Annotated in this window: 18 protein-coding genes; 12 read left to right on the top strand and 6 right to left on the bottom strand. The window is 44.2% G+C overall.

All coding sequences use genetic code 11. The features are described 5' to 3' along the window. Window positions 1-106: 106 nt before the first annotated feature. Window positions 107-658 carry an NAD(P)H nitroreductase gene (locus tag ACXAGK_RS10670; RefSeq protein WP_474856225.1) on the bottom strand — a complete coding sequence of 184 codons (552 nt, stop codon included), beginning with the start codon at window positions 656-658 and terminating at the stop codon, window positions 107-109. A 198-nt stretch (window positions 659-856) separates the two neighbouring features. Beyond that, window positions 857-1468 carry an HvfX family Cu-binding RiPP maturation protein gene (locus ACXAGK_RS10665; RefSeq protein ID WP_474856224.1) on the bottom strand — a complete coding sequence of 204 codons (612 nt, stop codon included), beginning with the start codon at window positions 1466-1468 and terminating at the stop codon, window positions 857-859. Between the two features lie 44 nt (window positions 1469-1512). Between ACXAGK_RS10665 and ACXAGK_RS10660 the strand changes: the two genes are divergently transcribed. From ACXAGK_RS10660 to ACXAGK_RS10650, 3 genes are all read left to right on the top strand, one after another. After that, a complete protein-coding gene (locus tag ACXAGK_RS10660; RefSeq protein ID WP_474807046.1) occupies window positions 1513-1698 on the top strand; it encodes a hypothetical protein in 186 nt (61 codons plus the stop codon). A 195-nt stretch (window positions 1699-1893) separates the two neighbouring features. Then, entirely contained in the window at window positions 1894-3759 is a 1866-nt protein-coding gene (sppA, locus tag ACXAGK_RS10655; protein WP_474856223.1) for a signal peptide peptidase SppA, read from the top strand. A gap of 50 nt (window positions 3760-3809) precedes the next feature. Beyond that, window positions 3810-4301: a SprT family zinc-dependent metalloprotease gene (locus tag ACXAGK_RS10650; RefSeq protein ID WP_474856400.1), complete on the top strand. Its 492-nt coding sequence runs from the start codon at window positions 3810-3812 to the stop codon at window positions 4299-4301. A 141-nt stretch (window positions 4302-4442) separates the two neighbouring features. Here ACXAGK_RS10650 and yfbV read toward each other — a convergent pair whose 3' ends face one another. Further along, a complete protein-coding gene (gene yfbV, locus ACXAGK_RS10645) occupies window positions 4443-4892 on the bottom strand; it encodes a terminus macrodomain insulation protein YfbV (protein WP_269916513.1) in 450 nt (149 codons plus the stop codon). Window positions 4893-5475: 583 nt separating this feature from the next. Between yfbV and trxB the strand changes: the two genes are divergently transcribed. The 4 genes from trxB (at window position 5476) to infA (ending at window position 8252) form a co-directional block, all read left to right on the top strand. Beyond that, on the top strand, window positions 5476-6441 hold the full coding sequence (gene trxB / locus ACXAGK_RS10640; RefSeq protein ID WP_118495102.1) for a thioredoxin-disulfide reductase: 966 nt from the start codon (window positions 5476-5478) through the stop codon (window positions 6439-6441). Between the two features lie 51 nt (window positions 6442-6492). Next, window positions 6493-7239 carry a leucyl/phenylalanyl-tRNA--protein transferase gene (gene aat / locus ACXAGK_RS10635; protein ID WP_474856222.1) on the top strand — a complete coding sequence of 249 codons (747 nt, stop codon included), beginning with the start codon at window positions 6493-6495 and terminating at the stop codon, window positions 7237-7239. After that, a complete protein-coding gene (locus ACXAGK_RS10630) occupies window positions 7236-7958 on the top strand; it encodes an arginyltransferase (RefSeq protein WP_474856221.1) in 723 nt (240 codons plus the stop codon). Before aat ends, ACXAGK_RS10630 begins: the two co-directional genes overlap by 4 nt. A gap of 75 nt (window positions 7959-8033) precedes the next feature. Continuing rightward, a complete protein-coding gene (gene infA, locus ACXAGK_RS10625) occupies window positions 8034-8252 on the top strand; it encodes a translation initiation factor IF-1 (RefSeq protein ID WP_008844395.1) in 219 nt (72 codons plus the stop codon). A 163-nt stretch (window positions 8253-8415) separates the two neighbouring features. On the opposite strand, the gene clpA is transcribed toward infA, so the two are convergent. Both clpA and clpS read right to left on the bottom strand, forming a co-directional pair. After that, a complete protein-coding gene (gene clpA, locus ACXAGK_RS10620) occupies window positions 8416-10692 on the bottom strand; it encodes an ATP-dependent Clp protease ATP-binding subunit ClpA (protein WP_474807054.1) in 2277 nt (758 codons plus the stop codon). A gap of 24 nt (window positions 10693-10716) precedes the next feature. After that, the gene (clpS, locus tag ACXAGK_RS10615; protein WP_118495106.1) at window positions 10717-11037 is read right to left on the bottom strand and encodes an ATP-dependent Clp protease adapter ClpS; all 321 of its coding nucleotides are present in this window, start codon (window positions 11035-11037) and stop codon (window positions 10717-10719) included. 245 nt (window positions 11038-11282) lie between these two features. Between clpS and cspD the strand changes: the two genes are divergently transcribed. Further along, window positions 11283-11501 (top strand): cold shock domain-containing protein CspD, encoded by a 219-nt coding sequence (cspD, locus tag ACXAGK_RS10610; RefSeq protein ID WP_014949330.1) that lies wholly within the window; start codon window positions 11283-11285, stop codon window positions 11499-11501. Between the two features lie 398 nt (window positions 11502-11899). Here cspD and ACXAGK_RS10605 read toward each other — a convergent pair whose 3' ends face one another. After that, the gene (locus tag ACXAGK_RS10605; RefSeq protein ID WP_474856220.1) at window positions 11900-14119 is read right to left on the bottom strand and encodes an NADP-dependent isocitrate dehydrogenase; all 2220 of its coding nucleotides are present in this window, start codon (window positions 14117-14119) and stop codon (window positions 11900-11902) included. 514 nt (window positions 14120-14633) lie between these two features. Between ACXAGK_RS10605 and ACXAGK_RS10600 the strand changes: the two genes are divergently transcribed. The 4 genes from ACXAGK_RS10600 (at window position 14634) to purB (ending at window position 18735) form a co-directional block, all read left to right on the top strand. Beyond that, window positions 14634-15176 (top strand): rRNA large subunit pseudouridine synthase E, encoded by a 543-nt coding sequence (locus ACXAGK_RS10600; RefSeq protein ID WP_474831826.1) that lies wholly within the window; start codon window positions 14634-14636, stop codon window positions 15174-15176. Between the two features lie 424 nt (window positions 15177-15600). Further along, window positions 15601-16728 carry a tRNA 2-thiouridine(34) synthase MnmA gene (mnmA, locus tag ACXAGK_RS10595; RefSeq protein ID WP_474856219.1) on the top strand — a complete coding sequence of 376 codons (1128 nt, stop codon included), beginning with the start codon at window positions 15601-15603 and terminating at the stop codon, window positions 16726-16728. Further along, on the top strand, window positions 16728-17354 hold the full coding sequence (gene hflD / locus ACXAGK_RS10590) for a high frequency lysogenization protein HflD (RefSeq protein WP_474856218.1): 627 nt from the start codon (window positions 16728-16730) through the stop codon (window positions 17352-17354). The genes mnmA and hflD overlap by 1 nt, the downstream gene beginning before the upstream one ends. Before the next feature lie 13 nt (window positions 17355-17367). Next, window positions 17368-18735, top strand: a complete 1368-nt coding sequence (purB, locus tag ACXAGK_RS10585; protein WP_474856217.1) for an adenylosuccinate lyase — start codon at window positions 17368-17370, stop codon at window positions 18733-18735. Window positions 18736-18757: the final 22 nt, after the last annotated feature.

Here is an 18757-nt window from a genome sequence, read left to right as displayed (position 1 = left end):
GTCTGGTGTTAGGTCTGTTGTTGGGGATTAGCAACAACAGACCTGTAGCTAAAAAAGCTCGCTATAAATGTTGGTCACTGTGATGATTTAGCGAGGAAACTAACATTTACTGCCAATATTCAAAGTAGTCATCACTATTTCTTTGCGGCTTAGGTGCGGGTTCAAACGCCGGCGTTCCTAGATATAAGAAACCCACTAGTTCATCCTCTTCGCTTAAACCTAGCCCGTTTCTCACTGTTTCACAGTGCGCATAGCCACCAGTACGCCACATTCCATTGAATCCCTGTGCGACTGCTGCCATTTGCATGGCCATAACACCACAACTCGCAGAGGCAATTTGTTCAACGCGGGGGACTTTTTCGTGTTCTTTGTGTTTTGCAATAGCAACAATTATCATAGGCGCGCGTTTTGGGAGTTGAACTGCACGCTCAATTTCCTTCTGTGACTTCTCATTTTCTATAGCAGACTGTTCATAAAGTGCACCAAGCTTATCTAGCCCTTTCCCGGTACATACAATAAAACGCCACGGTGTAAGGCAAGCGTGATCTGGCGCTCGAAGGGCTGCCTGCATAATATTTTCCAAGGCATCACCACTTGGCGCCGGTGCTTCTAATCGAGGCTGAGAGCTTCTGTTTAATAATAATGTTAATGCGTCCATTTACGTCCCTACTTTTCACTCATATGGTTGTTGGCTCATATGGTTGTTGGCCCACATGCTAGCGCGTAATTAAAATGGTATGGCTGGGTTAAAAAAGCATACCTGTAGTATGTGGTAGATCCTACGGCTGATAAACAAAAAAGACCAGAAAATTCCGGCCTTTTAATGTAAATGTCTTGAGGGTGAATAGCCGTTAAGCTAATCCATTTTGCGACTAAATATTTTTCCTAAATAGTAATCCACACTGAAAAAACGACCGCCTCCATAAATGAACAAGACTAACAACATAACAAAATAGGTCGCCGCGAACTCGATACCGTTATTAAGTACAACAAAGTTGCCGCTTGAGGTTAGCCAGTCATAGTGACCGTGCTCTTGTAACAGCGACTTAGCAGCCGACAACTTTTCCGGTGCAGCCATAATGCTCTCATTTAATAAAATAGTACCGTCGGCTAACCAAGACGAAGCGTCCGCTATCGCTAGCCATCCATTTTCAGCATGCACGCTTACCATGGCGACGACCATAGTTATCATAAGGGGTATACTGACCAACCGTGTTAACGCGCCAAACAACAACAAAATACCACCTACTAGCTCAGCGGCTGTTGCCAGAAATGCCATGACCAGCGGCATGGGTAATCCAAGGCCGTAATCGTCGTTTCCGAACCAATAGACTATACTGTCGAAACTGGATGCTTTGTTCCATCCTGCCTGTATCATCACAGGGGCTAAATATAAGCGTAATAAAAGTAATGGGATGCCGTCGGCTAATTGAAGCCGTGTAACAAATTGTTGATAGAGGTGTGTCATTGTTTTACCTATTCGGTGTGCTTAGAAAATAAGAACGGCGCTTTATGAAAAAAATTTCACCTCACAAAAATAAGCCATCTCCTTTCTCTCGAATAATGCGAAAAGGCCAAGAAAAAACAAACTACAAAGCACGTAATGGCAAGCTTCTCATGCTGATGAGCGAAGAAGATCATGCGCGCATAGCTAAGTTAATTAGTAAATGGCTAGCGCAGGATGAAACAAACCTGTGACCTACACTAACCAACGCTGTTTTTAATTTAAATTTCTTCGATACCGGCACACAAACCAAGAATGCTTACAAAAAATTACAATTAAGTTAGCGATCTTACCCGATTTAGGTAACATAATAGGATGCAGTACATTGGGCTTGATACACCTGTTTCATCTTGCTCTGATTAGTTAATTCAAAAAAGGTAGTGATAAAAATGGCAGCCAAAGGAAATTGGACTAAATCCTTGTTTATTGGCTTGTGGACGGTGCTTAACTTCACCCGCAAACTTTTCTTTAATGTGATATTCATTGTTATTTTTGTTGGGTTGATCATCGCCATTGCCGGTCAGGGCGATGAGCCGTTATCAGTAAATAAAGATAGCGCGTTGTTTCTTACCTTGAACGGTAAGCTCGTTATTGAAAAGGAAAGTATCGACCCATTTGAACAGTTTTTGCAGGAATCCCTTGGTAGCGAGCCCGAAAACCCTGAAGTACTCGTTCGCGATGTTATGAAGGTTTTAGAGAATGCCAAGAAAGACCGACGCATAAAAGCCCTAGTGCTTGACCTTCATGGGTTAACTGGTGGCGGTTTAGATAAATTGCGCACTGTCGCGAACGCTATCGATGCATTTAAAGAATCAGGAAAACCCGTTTACGCCATTGGCGATTACTTTTCGCAAGACCAATACTACTTGGCAGCACACGCAGACAACATCTACCTAAACCCAATGGGCGGATTAATGTTTGAAGGTTACGGGCGCTACGGCATGTACTTTAAAGACATGCTTGAGAAGCTAAAAGTAACAACCCATATCTTCCGTGTGGGTACGTATAAATCTGCCGTCGAGCCTATCATGCGAAATGATATGTCTGAGGAAGCTAAAGAAGCGGAGAAGCAATGGTTAGACGGCTATTGGGCCCAATATAAAGCTGACGTAGCAGCGGCTCGCGGTATTGATGAAGCAAATTTCGATGAAACACTTCAAGGCCTATTAGCAAAATTTGAAGCGGCCGGTGGTGACTTCGCCCAGTACGCGCTTGAAAACGACTGGGTTGATGCGTTGAAAACTCGCGAAGAAGTGAGAGTAGAGTTAACCGAATTAGTGGGTGAAGGTGATAACAAGCACGGTGTAAACCTCACTACATTTAACTCTTACCTCAAAGTCGTTAACCCACCTATGCCTGTCATTGAGTCAGACATGGATAAGGTGGCTATCGTCGTTGCTAAAGGCACTATTTTAGATGGTGATCAAAAAGCTGGCTCTATAGGCGGAGACAGTACCGCTCGCCTGTTGAGAAAAGCGCGTTTAGATGACAACGTTAAAGCTGTTGTCCTTCAAATAGACTCTCCCGGTGGCAGTGCGTTTGCCTCTGAAATCATTCGCCAAGAAGTACTACAGCTTCAACAAGCAGGTAAGCCAGTCATCGCGTCGATGAGCACTTACGCAGCATCTGGTGGCTATTGGATAGCGGCAAGTACCGACAAAATTATCGCGAGCCCAAGCACTATCACAGGCTCTATCGGGGTGTTCGGTATGTTCATGACATACGAAAACTCTCTAGATTATTTGGGCATTCACAGTGACGGTGTAGGCTCAACAGAACTTGCTGGTTTTTCTACTGTGCGCCCTCTTGCACCAGAGTTTGGTCAAATTCTTCAGCGTAACGTTGAAAATACTTATGGTAACTTCTTATCGCTAGTGTCTAACGCTCGTGGTATGTCAGTTGAGGAAGTGGATAGCGTTGCACAAGGTCGCGTTTGGATTGGTGAAGATGCAATTGAGCTAGGATTAGTTGACCAGTTAGGAACACTTGATGACGCTGTCGCTGCCGCCGCAGAGATTGCAGAACTTGAGAACTACGACACCTTCTATGTACAGCGCACGTTAACCGCACAGGAGATTTTCTGGAAAGAATTTTTCGGTCAAGCCATGACGTTTGTAGGAAAGTGGCAGTTTGCCCACGCCGACTCATCACTCGTTAACGAGTTTAAGCGCGTACTTAAAGAGTTTAGTTTAGTTAATAAGCTAAACGACCCTAAAGGAACCTATGTGCTTTGTTTACCTTGTGATGTCGAGTAGTTAACGTTAAATACAGTTGAATACGAAAAGATATAGAGTGAGGCCGAAACATCGCTTCAAATGATCTAAACCAAGAACAGCGTCGCGCAATTACCGACGCTGTTTTTTATTGTTTTGAGCAAGCAGAGCGCTACTTTAACCGAAAGTTTGAACGCCCTACGGTTACGTTTAGACGCTCAGGTAGGAATGCGGGAACGGCGTTTTTACAGCAAAATCGTCTGAACTTTCACCCTATTCTCTTCAAAGAAAATGTCGACGCTTTTATAAATGACGTGATACCTCATGAAGTCAGTCATTTACTGGTATGGACGTTGTTTGGAAAGGTTCAGCCCCACGGCAGAGAATGGCAATCGGTTATGCATGGTGTTTTTAACCGTACACCAGCCGCTACACATCAATTCGATGTAAAACGAGTGACGAAAACCTTCCAGTACGTTTGCGACTGCGACACCTATGCACTATCCACGCGCAGGCACAATAGTATTTTGAAAGGCGGACAGTACAAATGTCGGAAGTGTCAGGCTTTGCTGCGAGCCGTATAAAAAGCTACGAGCCGTATAAGCAGCTACGAGCGGCCTAGACAGCTGCAAGCCGCCTAAACACTTCATTTCTCGGGCGAGAGTTTGCCTAGTAGCTAGACTACTATTAGTAGGCTACGAGAGTTTGGAAGTAACAGATGGCTTTTAATTAAACCAGTGTTTGGTAAATGCGTTATCGAGATCGTTAAAGGCCGTTTTAAGTAGCTGAGCCAGCTCCTTATATTTAGGCTTAGACTTAGCATTACTGATATTCACTCCCTGCGTGCGCATTTTAGAATGAATTTCCTGATACCAGCTTTTTAGCTGTGGTGGAAGGTACTGATCTGAGCGATGCCCCAACCATAGTAAGCCCTGCATAGGTAAGCTTAGAAAAAAAGCACCTATTGTAATAGTTTGAGGAAGATAGTCTGTGCCTAAGTTCTGGTACAAAAGCGCACACGACACCATAGCAACCGGCGGCATAGTTTTAATTGCAAACTTGGTGGCTGCTACTACTCTGCATTCTGGGAAAAAAGCATAAAGCTCTTTTCTCACAGGCCATGTCTTCATGTACTGCTGACCGTTTTTCAACATTGTCATTACTGATTGAGACATGGTTCACCTCTTCGTTCTCAGATAGGTATAGTTAAATTGTAAACTGCTTTTTATCTATTACAATTTAGTTGCGTGATTTTTACTCGTTTTTTTTTGCGCTAAACGCAGCACCTTCTACAAGGTAGAAGCGACACAAAACATTTTATCAAATAAGATAACGATTTGGGTAATTAAGTTTTGTCTAAGGCGCTGTAAAGCGCTTCAGCGAACCCACTTTGACTATTTACGCTCTGGCTTACTTTTTAGATGCGTTCGGCACATTGATTTCAGTGGTTATGCTTTAAAGGTACTACAAAGTTAAAAGCATCGTAATAATTAAAAGGTATAAATTGAACTTATCTTTAAGTGACATTTTTAGCACTTGAAGGCATCATATAGCGCTTTAGCCTGAACATAGTCTTGTATGGCTTAGTTGTTACTTTTGTTAACACAACTAACTGACGACCTGCAGATAATGCGCTGGCAGATTACTATAATAAAAGTAACTGGGTATTGAGCTTGATTTACGAATTTTCGCCCCTACCTAGCTTTCTAAGAGAATTTTATAAGTAACCCATAACGGGTGAATTATTTGGAGAGGAAAATGGCAGAAAGCAGACACGTCCGTCTACTTATCTTAGGTTCAGGCCCTGCGGGTTATTCAGCGGCGGTTTACGCTGCACGTGCAAACCTTGAACCTGTATTGTTAACTGGTATTCAACAAGGCGGACAGCTTACTACCACTACTGAAGTAGAAAACTGGCCGGGCGACCCAGAAGGACTTACAGGTCCTGATCTCATGGTTCGTATGCAAAAGCATGCAGAAAAGTTTGATACCGAAATTATTTTCGACCATATCAACAAAACTGACTTCTCAAAGCGCCCTTTCACTCTTTATGGTGACAGCGGTACGTATACCTGTGACGCGTTGATCATCGCTACAGGAGCTTCTGCTAAATACCTAGGCTTAGAGTCAGAGCAAGCCTTTATGGGTAAAGGTGTATCTGCCTGTGCAACCTGTGACGGTTTCTTCTACCGCAACCAAAAAGTAGCGGTTATCGGTGGTGGTAACACGGCTGTTGAGGAAGCACTTTACCTTTCGAACATTGCTTCAGAAGTACACGTTATTCATAGAAGAGACAGCTTTAGAAGTGAAAAAATTCTAGAGAAGCGCCTTCGCGAAAAAGCTGAGAATGGCAACGTGGTCCTTCACCTAAATCGTACCCTTGATGAAGTGCTTGGTGATGAGATGGGCGTAACCAAAGTTCGTATCAAAGATACCAACAGTGAGGCGACAGAAGAGATTGATGTTATGGGTCTTTTCGTGGCTATCGGCCACAAGCCAAACACTGATATCTTTGATGGCCAGCTTGAAATGAAAGATGGCTATATCGTAGTGAATAGTGGCACTAACGGAAACGCAACTCAAACTAGCGTTGAAGGTGTATTTGCCGCGGGTGACGTGAGCGATCACATTTACCGTCAAGCTATTACATCAGCCGGAACTGGCTGTATGGCTGCGCTAGACGCCGAAAAGTACCTAGACGGTACCATGCCTGAGCAAGGTTAATACTCTATACCTAAGCCCTACATTCCTGTGGGGCTTTTTTCTGGCTGAATTATGATAGCGTTACACTACATAGAAGAAGGCGCTCCCTTCCCTTCTGTCGATACCGCATTGGAAGATCCCAACGGCCTGTTAGCGTTTGGTGGCGATCTCAGCCCAGCCCGTTTATTTTCAGCTTATTCGCAAGGAATTTTCCCCTGGTTTAGCGACGACGAACCTTTGTTGTGGTGGTCACCTGACCCAAGAGCCATTATCGAACTCGATAATTTTGTTGCTTCGAAAAGCCTTAAGAAACTCGCTCGTAAGAAAAAGTATCAAGTAACCTTGAATCATGCGTTCGACCGTGTGATAGAAGCGTGTTCATCAACACCTCGTAAGAACCCTAATACGGGTGAATTGAACAGCGAAACCTGGATTACCGACGACATGATTGGCGCCTATCGGCAGCTGAATGGTTTGGGTTTAGCGCACTCGGTAGAAGTATGGAATGGAGATTCGCTAGTTGGTGGGCTGTATGGCGTGGGAATTGGGAAAGTTTATTGCGGCGAGTCTATGTTCCACATTGAAAGCAACACATCTAAGCTTGCGATGTTGGCCTTGGTCGAACATATGAAATCGCAAAACATGGCGTTTATCGATTGCCAGCTCCCCACTGATCATTTGTCATCGCTGGGCGCTACCGTGTTGCCTCGCGACAACTTTATTGAAAAACTGGAAAAAAACAACCACACTTTAACTGAAGACGGTAGGCTGTCTGAAGACTACCTTAATCGTTGGAAGCCAAGAGTGATTACTCCGTGAAGTTTGGTATAACGCAATCATTTTCATGTAGCTATTTGCCTGATGAGCAAGAGCAGTTGTTAGTGTACGCCGAAAATAATGATTTTCAGGCGTGGCGTTATTCACAACTGATACAAGCGGGCTTTCGTCGAAGCGGCGAGCAAATTTATCGCCCCCACTGCCCTGCCTGCCAAGCGTGTAAATCTGTGCGAATACCGGTCCGCGATTTCGCGCCTTCTCGTAGTCAGAAGCGACTGCTTAAAAATAATAAAGGGTTTAGTGTTAAGCTTGTCGATAAAACCAAATCGACTTACTACCCCCTATATGAGCGCTACATTACAGAGCGCCATGCAGACGGCAGTATGTATCCGCCATCTAAAACACAGTTTGATAATTTCGTACTGTGTGAGTGGATGACAACTCATTATTTAGAGGCCTATGATGGCGATAAGCTTATTGCTGTAGCCGTCACTGATATCGTCGATGCCAACGAACACATGGGGGCGCTGTCTGCGCTTTACACGTTTTTTGACCCCAACTATAGTTCAGCCTCTTTGGGTACCTGGATGATATTGATGCAGATTGAGCAAGCGAAGGTTTTAGGCCATCGATACGTCTATCTGGGGTACTACGTAGATGGCTGTAAAAAAATGTCTTACAAACATAAATTTTTGCCATTTGAGCAGTTTAGTGACAATGAATGGCATCTATTTAGCAAAAATAGTAAAATAGACACTTAATTGCTTTACACCGAACCCAAGATTGGGTAAGGTCTGCGCGGCAAAAATTTTGAATTACTGAGGTAACTGCTTTACATGGCAAAAGAAGATTGTATTGAAATGGAAGGTACTGTGTTGGACACACTACCTAACACTATGTTCCGCGTTGAACTAGAAAACGGTCACGTAGTGACTGCACACATCTCTGGTAAAATGCGTAAGAACTATATCCGTATTCTTACTGGCGATAAGGTCACTGTTGAGATGACTCCTTATGATTTGACCAAAGGTCGTATCATTTATCGCGCAAGATAATGAGCCATTTAAGCGGTAACGCATAAAAAAAGCCCGATGAATATCGGGCTTTTTCGTATCTAGTGGTTACAGCGTCAAAAAGAAACTGTAGCGCTAAGATAAACAACCCCAGTTGTATTGCCTAACGCTACGTTCGGTCACTGTTCAGCATTAACGTGCTGTTCTAGCTTGGTTCTGCTTCCTCAGACTTAGCATCAACGCCTGAGTATTCGAAGGTAAGCTTGTCATCAACACAATCTACTTTCACATTTCCGCCTTTAGATAGCTCGCCGAACAATAATTCATTCGCCAGCTCTTTCTTAAGGTCGTCTTTAATAACCCGAGCCATAGGACGTGCGCCCATCGCTTTGTCATAGCCCTTCTCGGCCATGTAAGCACGTGCAGCACTGGTTACCTCTAGCGACACACCTTTAACGTCAAGCTGTGCCTGAAGCTCGATAATGAACTTATCGACCACTTGTAGGATGATCTCTGGGTCAAGGTGATTAAACCAAATAATACCATCAAGACGGTTTCTAAACTCAGGAGTAAACACCTTGTTGATTTCAGACATTGCATCGTGGCTGTGGTCTTGCTGTTTAAAACCAATAGACTTACGCACCGTTTCCTGCACACCTGCGTTGGTAGTCATTACCAACACAACATTTCTGAAGTCTACTTTACGGCCGTTGTTATCAGTCAACGTACCGTGATCCATGACTTGCAGAAGGATGTTGTATATATCGCTATGTGCTTTCTCAATCTCATCTAACAGCACGACAGAGTACGGATTCTTTATTACCGCGTCTGTTAACAAACCACCTTGATCAAAACCTACGTAGCCTGGAGGAGCACCAATAAGACGGCTAACTGCGTGGCGCTCCATGTACTCAGACATATCAAAACGCACTAGCTCAACGCCCATGGTTTTCGCCAGTTGTTGTGTTACCTCTGTCTTACCCACCCCGGTAGGGCCAGCGAACAGGAAACTACCAATAGGTTTTGCTTCATTGCCTAACCCTGAGCGCGATAACAAAATAGCGTCATTTAGCGTCTCTATGGCTTTATCCTGACCGAACACAACCATCTTAAGGTTGCGGCCTAGGTTCTTGAGAACCTCTTTGTCAGAAGCCGATACAGATTTCTCAGGGATACGCGCCATTTTTGCAATAATTTGCTCAATATCGCCTACATTGATTGTCTTCTTGCGTTTTGACGGTGGCAATAGACGCTGGCTCGCGCCGGCTTCATCCATAACATCAATAGCTTTATCTGGAAGATGACGCTCATTGATGTATTTGGCTGACAGTTCAGCGGCCGCCTGAATCGCCTTTTGTGTAAAGCGCACATTGTGGTGCTCTTCATAACGGCTCTTAAGTCCAAGCAATATCTTAGTCGTATCGCTCACACTTGGCTCAGTCACATCTACTTTTTGGAAGCGACGAGCAAGGGCGCGATCTTTCTCAAAGATACCCTGGTACTCTTGATAGGTAGTCGAACCAATGCAGCGAAGTTCACCGCTAGATAACTTAGGCTTAAGCAAGTTAGACGCATCCATTACCCCGCCTGACGCCGCTCCAGCACCAATGATGGTATGAATTTCATCAATGAATAGAATTGCGTGTTTGTCTTTACCAAGCTCTTTCAAAATCGCTTTTAAGCGTTTTTCAAAGTCACCACGATATTTGGTGCCAGCTAACAGCCCGCCCAAATCAAGTGAATACACTGTACTTTCTGCGATAACTTCAGGCACGTCATCGTTTACAATCCTATAAGCTAGACCTTCGGCAATTGCAGTTTTACCTACACCGGCTTCACCTACAAGCAGTGGATTATTTTTACGGCGACGACATAGAATTTGAATTGTGCGTTCTACTTCTGAATCACGGCCAATGAGCGGGTCAATTTTACCGTCTTTAGCGTGGCGGTTTAGATCAGTGGCGTATTTGCTTAATGCAGAACCGCCCTCTTCACCCGACTCACCTTCTTCAGAAGCTTCAGGATTAACGGGCTCATCGTCATCAGCTTTACTAACGCCGTGACTGATGAAGTTCACAACATCTAGACGAGTTACATCAGCTTTCTTGAGGATGTATACCGCTTGCGATTCTTGTTCGCTAAAAATAGCCACTAGCACGTTGGCGCCGGTTACTTCGTCTTTGCCCGACGACTGCACGTGAAATACCGCGCGCTGTAATACGCGTTGGAAGCCCAGGGTTGGCTGCGTTTCCCGTTCGTTTAATTGGTCATCTAAAATGAGTGGCGTGGTGTCTTTAACGAACGATAACAGTTCGCTTTTGATTGCCTCAATATCGGCACCACACGCTTTGAGCGCATCGCGAGCAGCTGAGTTATCAAGCAATGCCAACAACAAGTGCTCTACCGTCATAAACTCGTGACGGTGCTCTCTGGCAAATACAAACGCGTCGTTTAACGTTTGTTCTAATTCTTTATTTAACATATTGCTCGCCCTCTACAAAAAACCTTATGCTTGCTCCATCGTGCACATCAACGGATGCTGATGTTTGCGTGCGTACTGATTAACCTGCATCACTTTTGTCTCTGCTATCTCAGCAGTAAAAATGCCACACACGGCTTTTCCTTGATAATGAACGGTCAGCATAAGTTGGTTGGCTTTCTCATCGTCCATATTGAAAAACTTTTTGAGTACCTCAATGACAAAATCCATCGGTGTATAGTCGTCATTGTTCAACAACACTTTATACATGGGAGGCGGCTGCGGCTTTTGTCGCTGCGCGTCTTTTTGTTTTTCCTTTTCGATACTAATAGCGTTGTCTTTACTCATAACTTAATAATAGTGGTATACCGGCACATATGTGTACAAACTTTTGTCTAAATTTATTCACATTTGCCCTTGACATAATATGGTTAAAAAATCTACATTTTGTATAGTGGTTTTGAGTATTGCACGTTTGTCACTCTAAAGCAGTCACTTTATAGTTTCTATAGTGAATACTCTTTCCACCGTGTCTCCGGATCTATAATGGGGACATATACTCGTGAGTTCAAGGATTAAGAGGAAGTCGAAGTATGGCGGTTGGCAAAGTTAAATGGTTTAACAACGCAAAGGGTTTTGGATTTATCGTGCCTGAGGATGGTGGTGAAGATATTTTCGCACATTACTCTACGATTCAAATGGAAGGCTATCGTTCGCTAAAAGCAGGTCAGGAAGTAACGTTCGAAGTTCAGCAGGGCCCTAAAGGTCTTCACGCTGAGAACATTGGCTTCAAAGAAGAACCAGAGCGTTAAAAAAGAATTTAAAAAGCCTGACCCTCATGTCGGGCTTTTGATTTTTTTGCTTTAAGTTTTGCTATGTATAAGTGTTATGGGCGCGATTTGGCGTCAAGTGCTTTGTCGTCTTTAAATCTTCTTATACAGTATTCTCAAACCTCCTATCCCTAGGGCCTTCACCTCTCTTTTCTGTCTTGTTATAAATTTTTAAGACAAACGATATTTCTCTTTAGCTTGCGCGAGCTAATCGTTACAGGCTGCTAAGACTGTTGTTTTTTTAGTTGCGTACTTTTGATACCAGCCCCAATTTGTAAGCGGCATAAAAAAAGCCCGCTTAAATATTTAAGCGGGCTTTTTAATTATTTGTAGATACGTTTACGCGGATGCAATCATACAGCCGCGTCTAAACACTACTATTATGCGCCAAGAATCGCTTTTAATGTCTGGCTAGGAGACATTGTTGCGAAAAGCTTGTCTTCGTCTGGGTAGTAGTAACCACCAATTTCTTGCGCGTTACCTTGAGTCGCATCAATCTCAGCCAAGATGTCATCAATTTTTGCAGATAACTCTTCATACACTGGCTTAAACTGCGCTGCTAGGTCAGCATCTTCAGTTTGGTTCGCTACTTCCTCAGCCCAGTATAGACCTAGGTAAACATGGCTACCGCGGTTGTCTAGCTGACCTGCTTTACGAAGTGGCGATTTACCATTGTTAAGCAGCTTCTCAGTTGCTTTATCAAGCGCTGTAGCAATAACTTTTGCTTTTGTATTGCTGTGCTTGATTGCGACGTCTTCTAGCGATACTGCTAATGCAAGGAATTCACCTAGTGAGTCCCAACGCAGGTGACCTTCTTCAACAAACTGTTGTACGTGCTTAGGTGCACTACCACCCGCACCTGTCTCATAAAGACCGCCGCCAGCCATTAATGGAACAATTGATAGCATCTTAGCGCTTGTACCCAACTCTAGAATTGGGAATAAGTCAGTTAGGTAGTCACGAAGTACGTTACCCGTTACTGAAATAGTGTCTAAACCGCGAAGCGCACGTTCCATGCTGTAGCGGATAGCGCGTACAGGAGACATAATTTGAATGTCCAAACCGTTTGTATCGTGGTCTTGAAGGTACTTTTCAACTTTCTTGATAAGTTGCGCATCGTGAGCACGCTCGTCATCTAGCCAGAATACTGCAGGCATACCAGATTGACGTGAACGAGTCACCGCTAGCTTAACCCAATCTTGAATAGGTGCATCTTTCACCTGACACATACGCCAGATATCGCCTTCTTCAACATCGTGCGAGATAAGAACGTTACCGTCTTGGTCAACGATTGATACCGTGCCGTCTGCTTCTAGCTCAAACGTTTTATCGTGTGAACCGTACTCTTCTGCTTTTTGCGCCATTAGACCAACGTTAGGTACTGTACCCATTGTTGTTGGATCGAATGCACCGTGAGTTTTACAGAAGTTGATAACCTCTTGGTAAATCGTTGCATAAGTACTTTCAGGAATAACCGCTTTGGTGTCGTGTGCCTTTCCATCTGGTCCCCACATTTGACCAGAGTTACGGATCATTGCAGGCATAGACGCATCTACAATTACGTCACTTGGTACGTGTAGGTTCGAGATACCTTTGTCAGAGTTAACCATCGCAATTGGCGGACGGTCGGCATAACATGCATTGATGTCTTTTTGAATTTCTGAGCGCTGGCTTTCAGGTAGGCTCGCAATTTTGTCGTAAACGCTACCAAGACCGTTGTTAGGGTTAACACCAAGCTCTTCAAACAGGTCGCCCCATTTGTTGAATAGATCTTTGTAGAATACTTTTACACAGTGACCAAACACGATTGGGTGAGACACCTTCATCATGGTCGCTTTTACGTGTAATGAGAATAGAACGCCAGTGTTCTTCGCATCTTCAATTTGCTCTTCGAAGAACTCGCAAAGCGCCTTTTTGCTCATGAACATGCCGTCGATAACTTCACCAGCAAGCAAATCTACGCGAGGCTTAAGGGTTTTCTTGCTACCATCTTTGCCAGTAAATTCAATGCTAACGTGACCGTCTTTTTCTACTGTCACAGACTTCTCACCAGAGTAGAAATCACCGCCGCGCATGTGCGCTACGTGTGAACGAGACGCTTGAGACCACTCACCCATTGAATGCGGGTGCTTACGCGCATAATTTTTAACAGCAGTAGGCGCACGACGGTCAGAGTTACCTTCACGCAGTACCGGGTTAACCGCACTACCTAGTACCTTACCGTAACGCTCACGAATCTCTTCTTCTTCAGCATTTTTAGGTGAATCAGGGAACGCTGGTACGTTGAAGCCTTTATCATTTAATTCTTTGATCGTTGCACGAAGCTGAGGAATTGAGGCACTGATGTTTGGAAGCTTGATGATGTTAACATTCGGGTCTTGGGTCATCTCACCCAGTTCAGCTAACGCGTCTGGCACTTTTTGTTCTTCAGAAAGATACTCAGGGAAATTTGCCAAAACACGCGCAGCAAGTGAAATATCGCTTAGCTCAACGTCGATATCTGCAGCTGCGGCAAACTTCTGGATGATTGGAAGAAGTGAGTAAGTCGCCAGCATTGGCGCTTCATCAGTCTTCGTATAGATGATCTTAGACTTGGTCATTATATACCTCAATTTTTTCGACAGGGTACTGTCGTTTTTAGTCCATTAGGTCGCAACAACCCGTAACATGTGTCATGTTACGCCCACAGTCATTGCGAAACGTATTTGATGTTTTCCACCTTTTGCTTTTATTAAGCATTAGGTCACTTGCTGTTTTCTTCCCTGCATATTATTCAATTCCCTATGTTAGCAATAAGCCCCTCGTTGCCATGCGCATAACTTAATAGTTACGTAAAGCGGCGAGGTCTGATGTACAAGCAAGCCCGCTTGTCACTGCTAAAACTGTCTAATAATTATGCAGATGCGCTCTCTTATAAAAATGGGAGCGACCATTAGTATAGGGTCGAAAGTTTGAGTTACAAGTCATACCATTGTCTTAGCACATAAGATCACCGAATTTATCGACAAACTACTGTGCAGAAACGTCTATTTGTACTGAATTTTCTCAAGCGCGTTAATTTGATTTGAAGTAAAATCCCCACCGAAATCTCGACAATCAACAAGCGGAAGTAACATGTCTTCAAACGCCAAAGTGGTGCTGTTTAATAAACCCTTTCAAGTTCTTTCTCAATTTACCGACGCGGACGGTAGAGAGACGCTAAAAGATTATATTGATATTCCCGATGTTTACGCTGCGGGCCGCCTAGACCGAGATTCTGAAGGCCTTTTAGTACTCACTAATGATGGTAAGCTTCAACACAAACTTGCAAACCCCAAAGCCAAGACCAGCAAAACCTATTGGGTACAGGTTGAAGGTGTCATGGACGAAAAAGCCATGCAAGCGCTACGCGATGGTGTTGAATTAAAAGACGGCATGACCCGCCCAGCTAAAGTAAAAGCAATGCAGCAGCCCGATGTATGGCCAAGAAACCCACCTGTGCGTTTCAGACAATCTATTCCAACTAGCTGGGTGTCAATTACCATCACAGAAGGCAGAAACCGACAGGTCAGGCGTATGACCGCACACGTAGGTTTCCCTACCCTTCGCCTTATAAGATATCGAGTAGGCAGCTGGACCATAGATGGCATTGAAAATGGCAAGTACGTGAGCTTTTGATGACTAAACCAAGCCCAATACTTGAATTCACTTTTGTCGACCACACTAATGTGGCACCGAGAAGCTGGAAATATATCAACCGATAGGCATAGTTGTACCTAATGGTGCTTATTTACGCACGGAAACATTAATGCGTTAAAAACCAAGCTTGTCCACGTACATATTTAATTACTTAATCAGATAAGGATTAGATGTGAATTACCGATCGGAATCTGATAAAATCCGCGACCTCGAAAACGGGCCTGTTTGTTCGGGCTTTCTTACTGTAAAGCTTACGGTGAAGCTCATGTTGCAGCTTGCATAGTAGCTTGGTGGATAGCGGCTTGGTGGAATAGCCCACCCAATGAGTTAGTGTATTGGCAAATTCATAAATATGTTAATGCATAACCCCATTAACAAATAAGGTTTCTTTTTTATTAATCAAATGAGTGTGCAATCTGTAGTGAGTGATATTGAATCTAACGCCAGCAAAAAAGTGATCGTCGGCATGTCCGGCGGTGTCGATTCGTCTGTTTCAGCCTACCTGCTTCAACAGCAGGGATACCAGGTTGAAGGTCTTTTTATGAAAAACTGGGAAGAAGATGATAACGATGAGTACTGCGCCGCTGCGGAGGATTTAAAAGATGCGCAAGCGGTTGCTGACAAGCTAGGCATTGAGCTGCACACCATCAACTTTGCTGCAGAATACTGGGATAACGTATTTGAGTATTTTTTAGAAGAATACAAAGCAGGCCGAACGCCTAACCCAGATATTATGTGCAACAAAGAAATTAAGTTCAAAGCGTTTCTTGAGTTCGCTGCAGAAGACCTTGGTGCAGACTATATAGCCACAGGACACTATGTTCGCCGCCGTGAGGTAGACGGTAAATGGCAGATGTTGCGCGGTCTCGACAACAACAAGGACCAAAGTTACTTCTTGTATACGCTAGGTGAAGAGCACGTTGCTAAAACCCTTTTCCCTGTGGGTGATATTGAAAAACCACTGGTGCGTAAAATTGCTGAAGAGCAAGGGCTTATTACCCATGATAAGAAAGATTCAACAGGGATCTGCTTTATCGGCGAACGCAAGTTTAAAGACTTCCTAGCCCGCTACCTTCCAGCGCAGCCTGGCGTTATCGAAACGGCAGAAGGTGAAGAAATTGGGCAACACGAAGGCTTGATGTATCACACTTTAGGTCAGCGTAAAGGCCTTCACATTGGCGGTTTAGCTAAATACGGTGACGACCCTTGGTATGTAGTAGATAAAGACGTTGCCCGCAATGTACTTATTGTTGGTCAAGGTGCCGATCACCCTCGCCTTTATTCAAAAGGTTTGGTTGCCAAGCAGCTACATTGGGTAGACAGAAAAACACTCACTGAGCCTATGCGCGCGGTGGTTAAGACGCGTTATCGCCAGGCGGATATCCCTTGTACTATTACACCAACTGAACACGACACCATTGAAGTAGTGTTTGACGAACCACAAAAGGCGGTAACACCTGGCCAGTCGGCGGTATTTTACAGTGAAGAGGTCTGCCTTGGTGGCGGTATTATTGAGAGTTACATTCGCTGATGCTAGATACCGATATAGAAAATAATTTGGCCCTAGCTGGGGTATGTCAGGCTGCTGCGCTAGTGCAGCAGCTAGCCAGGCGAGGCTCTGCTGAAAACGAAGCCATTGAAGCAAGTTTATCAAGCATACTGGTTACCGACCCTGAAACTCCTCAACAGGTGTTTGGGCAACTGTCTAATCTAAAAACCGGTTACACTACTCTTGCTGCGCAATTATCTGACAAACAAGCAACAAAAGACACAGAGCTAACCCGCTATATCGCAAGCATCTTAGGCCTTGAAAGAAAGCTAGCCAGAAAGCCTAAAGCTATGCAGGAACTCGGTGAACGCATTTCACATGTTCAGCGCCAGCTTGCCCACGTAGACTTTCAAAATCCGCAAATTGTTTCCTCATTAGCAAGTATTTACAGCGATATTATCAGCCCGTTAGCTCCGCGTATTCAGGTGGCGGGCAACCCAGACTATTTGAGCCAACCTGCTAATCAGCACAAAGTACGTGCCCTTTTACTTGCGGGCGTAAGGTCTGCGGTGATGTGGCGTCAGATGGGCGGCAAACGAAGAAATATATTATTTAAACGCAAACACATTCTTAACAGTGCTGTTAAAGCACTACGATTAATAAACTAGTGAGGAGCTTAAGGTGGAACTGAGTCAGTTAACTGCAATTTCCCCTGTCGATGGTCGATATGCTGGCAAAAGCGTAGAATTACGCAGTATTTTCAGTGAGTACGGCTTGTTAAAATACCGTGTAGAAGTAGAAGTACGTTGGTTACAAATGCTTTCTACTAACCCACAAATTGAAGAAGTTCCTGCCTTTTCAGACACGTCAAATGCACTACTAGACAAAATAGTAGCGGAATTTAGCGTTGAAGATGCGATGCGCATCAAAGAAATTGAGCGCACTACAAATCATGACGTAAAAGCTGTTGAATACTTCCTTAAAGAGAAAGTTGCAGACAACAGTGAGCTTTCTGCGGTTAACGAGTTCATTCACTTTGCGTGTACGTCTGAAGACATTAACAACCTTTCACACGGCCTAATGCTTCGTGAAGCCCGTGAAACGGTTATTCTTCCTTACTGTGACAAATTAATCGAAGCGCTAGTAGAACTTGCTAAGCGTTATCAGAATGTACCTATGATGGCCCGTACCCACGGTCAGCCAGCCTCTCCTACTACTATGGGTAAAGAGATGGCAAACGTGGCTATTCGCTTGAAGCGTCAGCGCAGTCAAATTGCGGGCGTTGAACTGCTTGGAAAAATTAACGGTGCTGTGGGCAACTACAATGCACACTTGTCTGCCTATAAAGATGTAGACTGGCACGGCGTTTCAGAAAAGTTCGTTACCTCACTTGGCCTTACCTGGAACCCGTTCACTACGCAAATCGAGCCTCACGACTATATCGCTGAAATGTTTGATGCTATTGCCCGCTTTAACACCATACTTATCGATTTCGATCGTGACGTTTGGGGTTACATTGCACTCGGTCACTTTAAACAAAAGACTGTTGCTGGCGAAATCGGTTCTTCAACCATGCCGCATAAAGTTAACCCTATCGATTTTGAAAACTCAGAAGGTAACTTAGGTCTGGCTAACGCTATATTTGACCATCTTGCTGCTAAACTGCCAATCTCTCGCTGGCAACGCGATCTAACTGACTCAACGGTTCTTCGCAACCTTGGTGTAGGTGTGGGATATGCAGTTATCGCTTATCAAGCCACGCTAAAAGGTATTAGTAAGCTAGAAGTTAACGAGCAGAGCTTGCTTAACGAGCTAGATAATAACTGGGAACTATTAGCAGAGCCTATCCAAACGGTAATGCGTCGTTACGGTATTGAAAAGCCTTATGAGAAACTTAAAGAGTTAACGCGTGGTAAGAAAGTAAATGCTGAGGTTATCGCCGAGTTTATCGATAATTTAGATATGCCAGATGCGGCTAAGGCTGAGCTGAAAGCCTTATCGCCGGCAACTTACATTGGTGACGCGATCAGGCTGGTAGATCAGTTATAAGGGCTAACCCTTTCCACTACAC

It is taken from the genome of Alteromonas sp. ABM1_013, assembly GCF_056160505.1.
Note: the sequence above shows the minus strand (reverse complement) of the source record. Positions and strands in the feature narration are given on the sequence as shown.

Bases quoted from the DNA above. Each gene is read 5' to 3' on its own strand.
- mnmA (WP_474856219.1), top strand. From the start codon at position 15,601: ATGAGTGTGCAATCTGTAGTGAGTGATATTGAATCTAACGCCAGCAAA.
- clpA (WP_474807054.1), bottom strand. From the start codon at position 10,692: ATGTTAAATAAAGAATTAGAACAAACGTTAAACGACGCGTTTGTATTT.
- sppA (WP_474856223.1), top strand. From the start codon at position 1,894: ATGGCAGCCAAAGGAAATTGGACTAAATCCTTGTTTATTGGCTTGTGG.
- hflD (WP_474856218.1), top strand. From the start codon at position 16,728: ATGCTAGATACCGATATAGAAAATAATTTGGCCCTAGCTGGGGTATGT.
- yfbV (WP_269916513.1), bottom strand. From the start codon at position 4,892: ATGTCTCAATCAGTAATGACAATGTTGAAAAACGGTCAGCAGTACATG.
- clpS (WP_118495106.1), bottom strand. From the start codon at position 11,037: ATGAGTAAAGACAACGCTATTAGTATCGAAAAGGAAAAACAAAAAGAC.
- aat (WP_474856222.1), top strand. From the start codon at position 6,493: ATGATAGCGTTACACTACATAGAAGAAGGCGCTCCCTTCCCTTCTGTC.
- infA (WP_008844395.1), top strand. From the start codon at position 8,034: ATGGCAAAAGAAGATTGTATTGAAATGGAAGGTACTGTGTTGGACACA.
- ACXAGK_RS10670 (WP_474856225.1), bottom strand. From the start codon at position 658: ATGGACGCATTAACATTATTATTAAACAGAAGCTCTCAGCCTCGATTA.
- cspD (WP_014949330.1), top strand. From the start codon at position 11,283: ATGGCGGTTGGCAAAGTTAAATGGTTTAACAACGCAAAGGGTTTTGGA.
- ACXAGK_RS10600 (WP_474831826.1), top strand. From the start codon at position 14,634: ATGTCTTCAAACGCCAAAGTGGTGCTGTTTAATAAACCCTTTCAAGTT.
- trxB (WP_118495102.1), top strand. From the start codon at position 5,476: ATGGCAGAAAGCAGACACGTCCGTCTACTTATCTTAGGTTCAGGCCCT.
- ACXAGK_RS10605 (WP_474856220.1), bottom strand. From the start codon at position 14,119: ATGACCAAGTCTAAGATCATCTATACGAAGACTGATGAAGCGCCAATG.
- ACXAGK_RS10665 (WP_474856224.1), bottom strand. From the start codon at position 1,468: ATGACACACCTCTATCAACAATTTGTTACACGGCTTCAATTAGCCGAC.
- ACXAGK_RS10660 (WP_474807046.1), top strand. From the start codon at position 1,513: ATGAAAAAAATTTCACCTCACAAAAATAAGCCATCTCCTTTCTCTCGA.